At 34.4% G+C, this 10,409-nt stretch carries 12 protein-coding genes; 1 reads left to right on the forward strand and 11 read right to left on the reverse strand.

Annotated features, from left to right (window positions below):
* From BZK14_RS07965 to BZK14_RS08005, 9 genes are all read right to left on the reverse strand, one after another.
* On the reverse strand, positions 1 to 476 hold a 476-nt coding region (locus tag BZK14_RS07965; protein WP_245831246.1), incomplete at its 3' end, for an oligosaccharide flippase family protein.
* Between the two features lie 2 nt (positions 477 to 478).
* Positions 479 to 1,525, reverse strand: a complete 1,047-nt coding sequence (locus tag BZK14_RS07970; RefSeq protein WP_077925987.1) for an NAD-dependent epimerase/dehydratase family protein — start codon at positions 1,523 to 1,525, stop codon at positions 479 to 481.
* 6 nt (positions 1,526 to 1,531) lie between these two features.
* A complete protein-coding gene (locus BZK14_RS07975) occupies positions 1,532 to 2,278 on the reverse strand; it encodes an IspD/TarI family cytidylyltransferase (RefSeq protein WP_077925988.1) in 747 nt (248 codons plus the stop codon).
* Complete coding sequence (locus BZK14_RS07980) at positions 2,275 to 3,528, reverse strand: CDP-glycerol glycerophosphotransferase family protein (RefSeq protein ID WP_077925989.1); 1,254 nt, start codon at positions 3,526 to 3,528, stop codon at positions 2,275 to 2,277. The genes BZK14_RS07975 and BZK14_RS07980 overlap by 4 nt, the downstream gene beginning before the upstream one ends.
* Position 3,529: 1 nt before the next feature.
* On the reverse strand, positions 3,530 to 4,648 hold the full coding sequence (locus BZK14_RS07985) for a DegT/DnrJ/EryC1/StrS family aminotransferase (protein WP_077925990.1): 1,119 nt from the start codon (positions 4,646 to 4,648) through the stop codon (positions 3,530 to 3,532).
* On the reverse strand, positions 4,645 to 5,505 hold the full coding sequence (locus BZK14_RS07990) for a WxcM-like domain-containing protein (protein ID WP_077925991.1): 861 nt from the start codon (positions 5,503 to 5,505) through the stop codon (positions 4,645 to 4,647). Before BZK14_RS07990 ends, BZK14_RS07985 begins: the two co-directional genes overlap by 4 nt.
* Complete coding sequence (rfbA, locus tag BZK14_RS07995; protein ID WP_077925996.1) at positions 5,492 to 6,376, reverse strand: glucose-1-phosphate thymidylyltransferase RfbA; 885 nt, start codon at positions 6,374 to 6,376, stop codon at positions 5,492 to 5,494. The genes BZK14_RS07990 and rfbA overlap by 14 nt, the downstream gene beginning before the upstream one ends.
* Positions 6,377 to 6,378: 2 nt before the next feature.
* A complete protein-coding gene (rfbB, locus tag BZK14_RS08000; protein ID WP_077925992.1) occupies positions 6,379 to 7,434 on the reverse strand; it encodes a dTDP-glucose 4,6-dehydratase in 1,056 nt (351 codons plus the stop codon).
* The gene (locus BZK14_RS08005) at positions 7,434 to 8,714 is read right to left on the reverse strand and encodes an exopolysaccharide biosynthesis polyprenyl glycosylphosphotransferase (protein WP_245831248.1); all 1,281 of its coding nucleotides are present in this window, start codon (positions 8,712 to 8,714) and stop codon (positions 7,434 to 7,436) included. Before BZK14_RS08005 ends, rfbB begins: the two co-directional genes overlap by 1 nt.
* Before the next feature lie 77 nt (positions 8,715 to 8,791).
* On the opposite strand from BZK14_RS08005, the gene ung reads away from it, so the two are divergent.
* A complete protein-coding gene (ung, locus tag BZK14_RS08010; RefSeq protein WP_077925993.1) occupies positions 8,792 to 9,469 on the forward strand; it encodes a uracil-DNA glycosylase in 678 nt (225 codons plus the stop codon).
* On the opposite strand, the gene BZK14_RS08015 is transcribed toward ung, so the two are convergent.
* Both BZK14_RS08015 and BZK14_RS13335 read right to left on the reverse strand, forming a co-directional pair.
* A complete protein-coding gene (locus tag BZK14_RS08015) occupies positions 9,464 to 9,898 on the reverse strand; it encodes a GNAT family N-acetyltransferase (protein ID WP_077925994.1) in 435 nt (144 codons plus the stop codon). The genes ung and BZK14_RS08015 overlap by 6 nt on opposite strands.
* A 7-nt stretch (positions 9,899 to 9,905) precedes the next feature.
* The coding region (locus tag BZK14_RS13335) for an NUDIX hydrolase (RefSeq protein ID WP_171973676.1) at positions 9,906 to 10,409 on the reverse strand (504 nt) is incomplete at its 5' end.

Consider the following 10,409-nt stretch of genomic DNA (forward strand, 5'->3'; position numbering starts at 1 on the left):
ATTCCACTAAGGACACTACCATAAGTTGCGGCAACAGTTTGGCTTCTGAAATCTAAATTTATAGTCAATTGGGCTCGAAAAACCACCATTAATGAATTAATGAATATTACTAAAAAGAGAATTCTTGCAATACTTGTGAGCTCTGGTAATTTATAAAACTGAGCAATATAAGGCGCTAATATATATAAAATTATATAAATCAGAAATGCCCATGCTAAATTTATATAAAAAACAGTAGAACTATCTTCTTCAGTTAAATCATGACTTCTTTGTATTAATGCTTGTGAAAAACCACCTAGTACACATTCTGATAGTAAAATAAAGACCGTTAACATGCCAATCATTCCAAATGATTCAGGCCCAATTAATCGAGCAATATATACTGTGATAAAGACAGTGCCTAATTGATTGATGATTTTATCTAGGAAGCTCCAAAATACTCCATACCATAATTTCTTTTCAGGTTCTTTATTCAAAACTATGGCCTTAAAGAAGATTTCAATGATGATAATGTATTCTCTATCATCTCTTCAAAAGAAAAATTAGGCTTCCATCCTAAACTTTCTAATTTTGATGTGTCTAAATTAATTTCCACTTCTGGTGCATACGATGAAAGTATATCAGCACTAGGAGGCATAAGCACCACTTTGCTCACCTTATTTATAGATTCTTTTGCAATTAATTCCGCCATCTCTCTAATGGAACAATAAGTAGAACTATTTGCAACGTTATATGCCTCACCATTATTACCGTATACTAATATATATAGTAGTGCCATGGCAGCATCTAATGTATAAATATAATCCCTACACGTTTTTCCTTCAGTGTGTAGAACTATATCCTCTCCCTTTATAGCACTTCTCATAAACTGAGCAAATACGCGATTATCATCCTCCCCAATCCCTGGACCAAATGTTAGCGTTAGACGCGCAATTTTAGTTGGAACATTATATTGGGAATAATAAGATGAACATAGATTTTCAGCTAACTGCTTACTTATTGGATAACTATTACGGATAGACGTTATATCCAAATAGCCATAATCATTCTCTGTAATTTTTCTAGCCAATTGGTTTTTACCATATACTTCCATAGTAGATAAATACACAAAAGATGATATTGTATTTTCCATTGCAAAATTCAATAGATTATTTATGCTACCTACTGCCGTTTGTATCACATCCACTGGTTTTTTTATAAAATCATGGGATTGAGTCATACTAGCAGCATGAATAATGTAATCAATTTTTTCATTGATCTGAATATCATCGCACATGTCATATGAGTACAATAAAACTATATCCATATCTGTAAATAAAGTTCTAGCCTTTACTACATCTCTTACTAAACAAATCAACTGTACATCTAATTTATATAGTTGATTGGCTTTAAATATTAAGTTAACTAACGTTTTTCCTATCAACCCTGTTGCGCCACTTATTAAAATAGTTTTACATTTTAAATGCTCCCAATTAAACTTAGAGCTCTCAATAAATGACATATATTCTTGATCAAAATTTTTCATATTAAATTACTCTATACCATAGAGCTGAGCATTCTCTCTAGCATCTAAAATGGCTTTAAACATATAAAAATCAATAGGAGTCGTGATTTTAATATTAATCGGTTCACAATCAACCATATTTAATTCATAGCCATATTTCATCATCATACTTGCTGAATCAATAATATTATTTTCACCTTCTGATAAAGCTAAGCGATGAGCGGATAGAATATCATTCAAGAAAAAAGATTGTGGTGCCTTTGCAACACGACAATCACTTCTATCTATAATTTCATTGATAACATTTATTGAATGATATTTTTGTATTGCAACAGTTTCAATCGCAGCAGAAGTTGTAATTGCACTCCCCTTCTCCATAACCATTTTGATATTATCAGTTATCAATTTTTCATTGATCAAAGGGCGAACACCATCATGGATTAATACAATAACCTCATCTCCACCATTCTTAAAAAGTTTCTCTATTTCTCCTAATCCATTATAAATAGACAACTGGCCCGTTTCACCACCTGAAACAATAGACATCACTTTATCCATATCATATTGCTGAAGTAATTTTTGTAAATGAGCTATCCAAGCTTCTAAACAAACAACAATAATTCCATCAATATCAGAATGCTTTTGAAAATGTTCTAATGTATAAATAATAATGGGCTTCCCATGAAGTTCTAAAAATTGCTTAGGAATACTTTTAGAATTCATTCTTTGGCCCGTACCACCAGCAAAAATTAAAGCAATATTTTGTGTATTCATTTAATTTTTTCCTTAATTGCATTCAGTATTTTATCAGATGGTGATTTATCATTGTGAAAACATTGCATATAAAAATCAATACTCGAATTGTTATCAATTTCTCCACTGATTACACATCGTATAAAACTTTCAATATCTTGCACATTTCGTCCATTTTTTATACTATCTAAAGCCTTTATCCCTAATTGATTATATTGAGACTTATGGTTTTTTTTAGATAATAAATACATCACTGGTTTTTTAAAATAAAGGTATTCAAATAAGAATGAACCACAGTCATGAATCATAGCATCAGATTCTTGGAATAATTCTAAATATTCTCCCGTATTTAGTTGAGTATGTTTACTATCCTCCCAATAAGCAAAATAACTATCTGCCCTTTCTTTTCCCCAATCCTGATGAATATATAGCTTGCTTTTTAACATGGGGTGAGGCTTAAAGACAAATAATGCTTGATCCTTATATTTATCTGATAATTTTTTCATTATATCTGCATATTCTAAAAATGTTGAGTATGGTCTTTCTCTACCTATTTCATGATGAGGCGCGTAAATAATAACTTTTTTCTCTTGAGAATTTTTATCAATAACTAATTGAGATATATTTTCTAAAAATGGGTATCCAGACAATACAATATTTTGCTTTTTCAGACATGATAGAGTCAAATACAAATCTCTAGAAACTAAATGAGTAGAAAAAATAATCCACATTGCATTATGAAAGATTTGGTTATATTGAACATCTTCATTATCAACCTCATGATGATATGGAACATAACAACTCAAATAGTTCAGATACGCATCCTCATAATATTCCTTTCTTGTTAAATCATGTGGATTTGTAAAAAATATAATATCTGGTGAGATTTCTTCTAATTTCAACCAAGACTGATCATCTGCATTATATGATGATAAAACAGGATAACCTTTATCATGAAAATACTGATAAGTATCAGCCATATCTCGATGCATACTATCTTCACCATACACAACATATGGGCAAACTAAAATTATTGGCTCAAAATAGGGATCTTGTAACATCTTTTTAAAAACAGAATCAAGCTTCCAAGTACTTCGATGAATTGCTAGAAAAACAATTTTTATTTTCTTTTTGTCCTTAATATTCCAAAGAAAATTCTTATGTTTGATCGACATTTTCTTTGATAATCGACTTTTATAAAACCTATCTCTATGGCGTATTAACCACATTTTCAAAGATTTTGGTAAATATCTCTTGAGTAGCTGTTTCATATTATTTGTCTACAAATTGATTACATAGCAATATGATTGATTTAACATCATTAAATAATAAAGTCGGCCCCATTGGCAAACTTAAAACTTGAGAATGCAATTGCTCTGAAATAGGATAATTCAAATGATTCCACTCTTGATATGCTTGTTGCTTATGCGGTGGAATTGGATAATGAATCAACGTTTGGACACCATGATCTGCTAGATATTTTTGCAACTTATCCCTTTTCTCAGATCTGACAACAAACAAATGCCACACGTGTTGATCATACTTTTCAGCATCAACATTTTGTAAAGGCAAGTGGATCAAAGGATTTTTAATACCTTGCAAATACAACTGTGCAATTTTACGCCGATGTTCTACTTCCTGATCCATATAAAGTAATTTAACATTCAACATCGCGGCTTGAATTTCATCCAATCGACTATTCACACCAGGCGCAAGATTTTTATATTTTTCATGAGAACCGTAGTTGCGCAATGCTTTTAGCATTTCCGCTAATTCAGGATCATTAGTTGTCACTGCACCCGCATCACCTAAAGCACCTAAATTTTTACCCGGATAGAAGCTAAAACCAGATGCATCACCCCAATTACCCGCTTTTTTACCATCAATAGATGCACCATGTGATTGTGCTGAATCTTCTAGTACTAAAAGGTTATTCTTTTTAGCTATTGCCATAATTTCAGGCATATTAGCCAATTGACCATATAAATGTACAGGTAAAATTACTTTTGTTTTATTAGTAATAGCTTGCTTAATTCTTTCTGGATCAATGTTAAAACTATTCACATCCGGTTCTACTAAGATAGGCGTTAAGTTATTTGCAGTAATCGCCAAAATACTTGCAATATAAGTATTTGAAGGCACGATAACTTCATCACCCTCTTGTAACTTACCTAATTCTTTCCAAGCCCTCAATGTTAAAATTAATGCATCCAAACCATTTGCAACACCAATTGCATATTTGGTACCACAATATTCAGCAAAATTCTGTTCAAAACTTTCTAATTCAGAACCACCAATATACCAACCTGAATCAACCACACGAGTACATGCTTCAATTAATTCATTTCTATATTGAGCATTAATATTTTTTAAATCTAAAAATGGGATCATTTATTTACATAGCCTTTTACAATAGCAGGATTACCAACCATAATCGCATAATCAGGAACATCTTTAGTTACCACAGCACCCGCACCAATCATTGCGTGCTCGCCAATTGTAATGCCTGGTAAAATCGTTGCATTTGCACCAATACTCGCACCATATTTAATAGTTGTTTTACTAAACTTGTCAGGATACTGTTTAGATCTGGGTTTTTTATCATTAGTGAATGTAACAGATGGACCAATAAAAACATTATCTGCTATTGTAGTACCATCCCAAATATATACACCTGATTTAACAGTAACATTATTACCAATTTTGACATTATTTTCGATTAGAGTATGCGCGCAAATATTACAGTTCACACCTATAATCGCATCTTTTAGAACAACGCTATACTGCCAAATTTTCGTATCTTGCCCAATATTAATACTTTTAACATCAGATAATGGATGAATAAATGGCTTATGTGCTTCTTTTAAAAACTCATCATAACTTCTAATATAATCAGATTCATCATAATGATGGCTTGCCAAGACTAAAAGTACACAATCACTCGAAAAATCATGCATTTCTCGCCAAATACAGTTACCAATTAATATCCCCTTATCAGGTGAATCAAGCCATACCACTTCTTTAGTATAGCCATCATCTAAAACCATTCGGCAACGACCTGCTACACAAATTGCTATTTGTTGTAACTCTTTATGGGCATGAAATCCCCTAGGCTTCTCAGAATCTGCTCCAAAAATATAATAGATTCGCTGAATATCAAATGGAACATTTTTCATAGATTCTAATGCTACTAAAGAGCCACGCTCATCTCCAAGCATAGGAAATTCAATCAAATTAACTAATGACATCTTCATCCACCAACGAAATCAAATACTGCCCATAAGCATTTTTATTCATGCTTAGCCCAATTGTTAATAATTGTTCTTTAGTAAGCCAACCATTGTTATAGGCAATCTCTTCTAAACATGCAATTTTATAGCCTTGACGCTTTTCGATGGTTTCCACAAACATTCCTGCTTCCAATAAGCTTTCATGAGTACCTGTATCTAGCCAAGCAAAGCCTCGCCCCATCAACTCTACATTTAAATCACCACGTTCTAAATATATTTGATTAACTGTAGTAATCTCTAACTCGCCACGTTCAGATGGCTTAACTTGCTTGGCGATCTCTACAACATCATTGTCATAAAAATATAAGCCCGTAACCGCAAAGTTTGACTTTGGATGCACAGGTTTTTCTTCAATTGAAATGGCTTGTTTATGCTCATTAAACTCAACCACTCCAAAACGCTCTGGATCTTTGACTTGGTACCCAAAAACCGTAGCACCTTTTTCACGGTTCACGGCTTGCTTTAACATTGGTGTAAAACCTTGACCATAAAAAATGTTATCGCCCAACACTAAACAAACATTACTATCACCAATAAATTCTTCCCCAATGATGAATGCCTGAGCTAATCCATCTGGACTTGGCTGCACCGCATAGCTGATTTCTATACCTAATTGAGTGCCATCACCCAATAAGCGTTTAAATCCATCAATATCTTCTGGCGTGCTAATGACTAAAACTTCACGAATACCTGCCAACATCAAAACAGATAAAGGATAATAAATCATTGGTTTATCGTAGATTGGCAATAATTGCTTAGAAACACCTTTAGTGATCGGATACAAACGAGTACCTGAACCACCGGCTAGAATAATACCTTTTGTCGCTATCACTATCCTTCTCCTAATCTTTCGCGCTGATAACTGCCATCTTGTACATTGCGACACCACTCTAAATTATCCAAGTACCATTCCACTGTTTTACGAATGCCAGTTTCAAATGTCTCTTCAGGCTTCCAACCCAAATCTTTTTGAATCTTTGATGCATCAATTGCATAACGCAAATCATGCCCTGGGCGATCTTTTACATAAGTAATAAATGACTCATATTTTTGTCCATTCGGCTGAGGCTGCAATTCATCGAGAATTGAACAAATTGTTTTCACAACATCAATATTCGCTTTTTCATTATGCCCACCAATATTATAAGTTTCGCCAATGTTACCTTCTGTGATCACTTTATATAAAGCCCTAGCGTGGTCCTCTACATATAACCAATCACGAATTTGTTGGCCATTACCATAAACAGGCAATGCTTTGCCATCCAAAGCATTCAAAATCATTAATGGGATCAACTTTTCAGGAAAATGATAAGGGCCATAATTATTAGAACAATTTGTCACAATTGTTGGCAAACCATAAGTACGCTGCCACGCTCTAACTAAATGATCAGAACTTGCCTTACTTGCTGAATAAGGTGAACTTGGCGCATACGATGTTGTTTCAGTGAATAAATCCGTTGTTCCTTCTAAATCACCATAAACCTCATCTGTAGAAATATGATGAAATTTAAACGCGGCCTTTTTCTCATCTGATAATTGCTGCCAATATTTACGTGCCACTTCTAATAAATTATATGTGCCCACAATGTTCGTTTGAATAAAGGCAGAAGGGCCATCAATTGAACGATCCACATGAGATTCAGCAGCCAAATGCATCACAAAATCCGGTTGAAATTCATTAAATAACTGTGCCATTACAACTGCATCACAAATATCTGCTTGAGCAAACTGATAACGGGGACTTTTATCAACCTCTGTTAATGATTCTAAGTTGCCTGCATACGTTAATTTATCAACATTCAAAACTTCATCATTTGTCTGTTTAATGATGTGGCGCACAACTGCTGAGCCAATAAAGCCTGCGCCACCTGTAACTAATATTTTCATTATCTTGCCCCAAAACCTGTCAACATTGTTCTAATCGTCTTCAATACGATCAATACATCTAACCAAAATGAAAAATGTTTAATGTAATATAAATCATATTCTAATTTTACACGCGTTTCATCAGCATTAGCGGCGTAGCCTTGTGTTACTTGTGCCCATCCTGAAATACCCGGGCGCACTACATGACGATAAGAATAAAAAGGAATCTCTTTTTTAAACTGTTCCACAAACACACGTTGCTCGGGTCTTGGCCCAATTAAACTCATGTCGCCCTTCAAAATATTAATAAACTGAGGGATTTCATCAATGCGTGTTTTACGAATGAATTTACCTACTTTGGTAACACGAGCATCACCTTGCGTTGCAAACTGCGCACCCTTTTTTTCTGAATCTTGGCACATACTTCGGAGTTTATAGACTTTAAAATCCTTATCACCTAACCCCACTCGCTCTTGAATAAAAAACATTGGCCCACGGCTTTCTATTTTAACTATTGCACCAAAAATCAACATTAAAGGTAGCCAAACTGGCAATAGCACTAAGACAAAAATCACCTCAGCTATACGCTTCATAATGCCATAAAAAGAGGTGGTATAAAGTGCGCCAAAAATATTTTCCGATAAGTGATTAATCTTTACACGGCCTGTTAATTGCTCCACCATCAATCTACTATGATAAACAGGAATATTAGCAAGTGCACAGTTTGCTAAAAAAGCTTGCCATTCATCTGGCATATTACTTCTTAAATCTGCCACAACAGCATCATCTCGTATGCCATTAAATGCCGGTGCGCTCAAAATACGATGATCTGCACTATCCAAAGCAATCACTTCTTGATAATCACCAAAAGGCACTATAGCTAATTTTAACTGATGATATTTATGACTCAATTGATTACCGATCACCAAAACCATATTAGCTAACATAAATGCGCTTAATAGAGCTGGACGAGAATAATCTAGTCGAAGTAACAAAATTACGCCCAATGCAATTGCCCAACATATTGTGACTGAAGGCAATAAATAAATTAATGTACGAGCTCCTGGAAATTTTTGTAATTTTTTATACAATAAAAAAGCAACCCAATATGCCAATACATTCGCTGCCGTTGTATGCCATTGTACAGGTGATAAATGAGGAAAATTTATAATAATCTCAGGCCAAATTATCAAGCTCGGCAAAACAGCCACACACAACAACCCAATCATGAGCTGAAATACTGTACTGAAAACCAATCGCTCATACCAACGAGAATGTCTTCGCTGCTGTTGTTCTACCAAGAGAATACTCCCGTCATTAAAATTCAATATCGGGTATTATAAACCACCCAAAACTTTTATTGTACTGTTAATGATTTATGACCTATTTTCCGCAAAACTCTTGGCAAAACTTTCTTCAAGCAGAATTTAATAAAACTTATTTTAATGAAATCACACAACATCTTCTGAATGCTAGTCAGCAAAATATTACTATTTATCCACCTGATAATGAACGATATAGTGCTTATCATTTAACCCCGCTTGATCAAGTGAAAGTGGTTATTTTAGGGCAAGATCCTTATCACGGGCCTCATCAAGCAAATGGCTTAGCTTTCTCTGTCCATCCTGATGTAAAAATCCCACCCTCATTACGCAATATTTATAAAGAATTAGAGCAGGATATCGAGGGATTTAAAGCTCCTCAACATGGCTGTTTAATTAATTGGGCAAAACAAGGTGTATTTTTACTGAATACCTCATTAACGGTTGAAGCCAGCAAAGCAGGATCTCATGCACATATTGGCTGGCAAACACTGACAGATGCAACTATCCAAATCATTAACCAACAATGCAAGCATATTGTATTCATTTTATGGGGCAGCCATGCCCAAAAAAAAATAACACTCATTGATGAAACAAAACATTGCATTATTACATCTGCCCACCCATCTCCACTTTCTGCTTACAGAGGATTTTTTGGCTCAAAACCTTTTTCGCAAGCCAACCGATATCTCATCCAACATCAGCATAAGCCAATTGATTGGAAGAATCTATAAAAGTACTTTTTCCATATGAATATGCGGCTCGCCATCTTCAAGGTATATATCACCCACCACAGAAAATCCTAATTTTTCATAAAATACTTGGGCATAAGCTTGGGCTGATAGCTCGATTTTTGTAAAAGGCAGCTGTTCAGCCTGTGCCATCAATGCCTGCATTAGTTGCAACCCTAAGTTTTGACCTCGATAGCTTTTTAACACGGCAACACGTCCGATTTTACCAATATCTCCCTTAGGTATTAATCGCCCAGTTGCAATAGGTGCTTTACCATCATATAACACACAGTGCCATGCGATTTTATCATAATCATCCACATCAATTTCAGCAGGATAACCTTGCTCCTGTGTAAACACTAAATCTCGTATATGATAAGCATCCTGAATTACAGGAAAATCCTCGCCTTCTATCACTACACTTTTAATCATATTCACCTCAATTAATTGATAACTTTTTCATTAGATATATACGTTCATCTTCTTCAACATCAAGCCAATTATGACGTAACAAAAAGTGTAGCATAACCCATGCAGTATTCGCTTTGAATACATTTTCTTGCTTTAATAACTTACAAATATCATTCACATGCAAACAAATAAATTCCTCGACCTCACCGTCTTGATTATAAGGCTCAAAATCGTTAGGTAACTCTAAATCATAACAGTGTAAAACATCGTTACGTAACCCGAATGAAGTTTCTGTTGATGTAATATATTGAATATTACCCACCGCAACTGCTTGTCTAACCAATTGCTCAGGAATTCTTGCCTCTTCATCAGCTTCTTTACATACATTATCCATCAAAGATAAATCTGAAGGCAAACCACCTGCAACCATTTGATCGTATTTTAAAGGTGCAACTTTTCTCTGCTTAGAACGCTGTGCAATCCAAATATATGGCTCACCATTGATCATTGTATAACCATTTAAATGTACGCC

The organism is Wohlfahrtiimonas larvae, assembly GCF_002006755.1.
GTDB classification, from domain to species: Bacteria; Pseudomonadota; Gammaproteobacteria; order Cardiobacteriales; family Wohlfahrtiimonadaceae; genus Wohlfahrtiimonas; species Wohlfahrtiimonas larvae.

What these genes read in the sequence shown, in the direction of transcription:
- BZK14_RS07970 (WP_077925987.1), bottom strand. Translation starts at nt 1,525, where the DNA reads ATGAAAAATTTTGATCAAGAATATATGTCATTTATTGAGAGCTCTAAG.
- BZK14_RS07975 (WP_077925988.1), bottom strand. Translation starts at nt 2,278, where the DNA reads ATGAATACACAAAATATTGCTTTAATTTTTGCTGGTGGTACGGGCCAA.
- BZK14_RS07980 (WP_077925989.1), bottom strand. Translation starts at nt 3,528, where the DNA reads ATGAAACAGCTACTCAAGAGATATTTACCAAAATCTTTGAAAATGTGG.
- BZK14_RS07985 (WP_077925990.1), bottom strand. Translation starts at nt 4,648, where the DNA reads ATGATCCCATTTTTAGATTTAAAAAATATTAATGCTCAATATAGAAAT.
- BZK14_RS07990 (WP_077925991.1), bottom strand. Translation starts at nt 5,505, where the DNA reads ATGTCATTAGTTAATTTGATTGAATTTCCTATGCTTGGAGATGAGCGT.
- rfbB (WP_077925992.1), bottom strand. Translation starts at nt 7,434, where the DNA reads ATGAAAATATTAGTTACAGGTGGCGCAGGCTTTATTGGCTCAGCAGTT.
- ung (WP_077925993.1), top strand. Translation starts at nt 8,792, where the DNA reads ATGACCTATTTTCCGCAAAACTCTTGGCAAAACTTTCTTCAAGCAGAA.
- BZK14_RS08015 (WP_077925994.1), bottom strand. Translation starts at nt 9,898, where the DNA reads ATGATTAAAAGTGTAGTGATAGAAGGCGAGGATTTTCCTGTAATTCAG.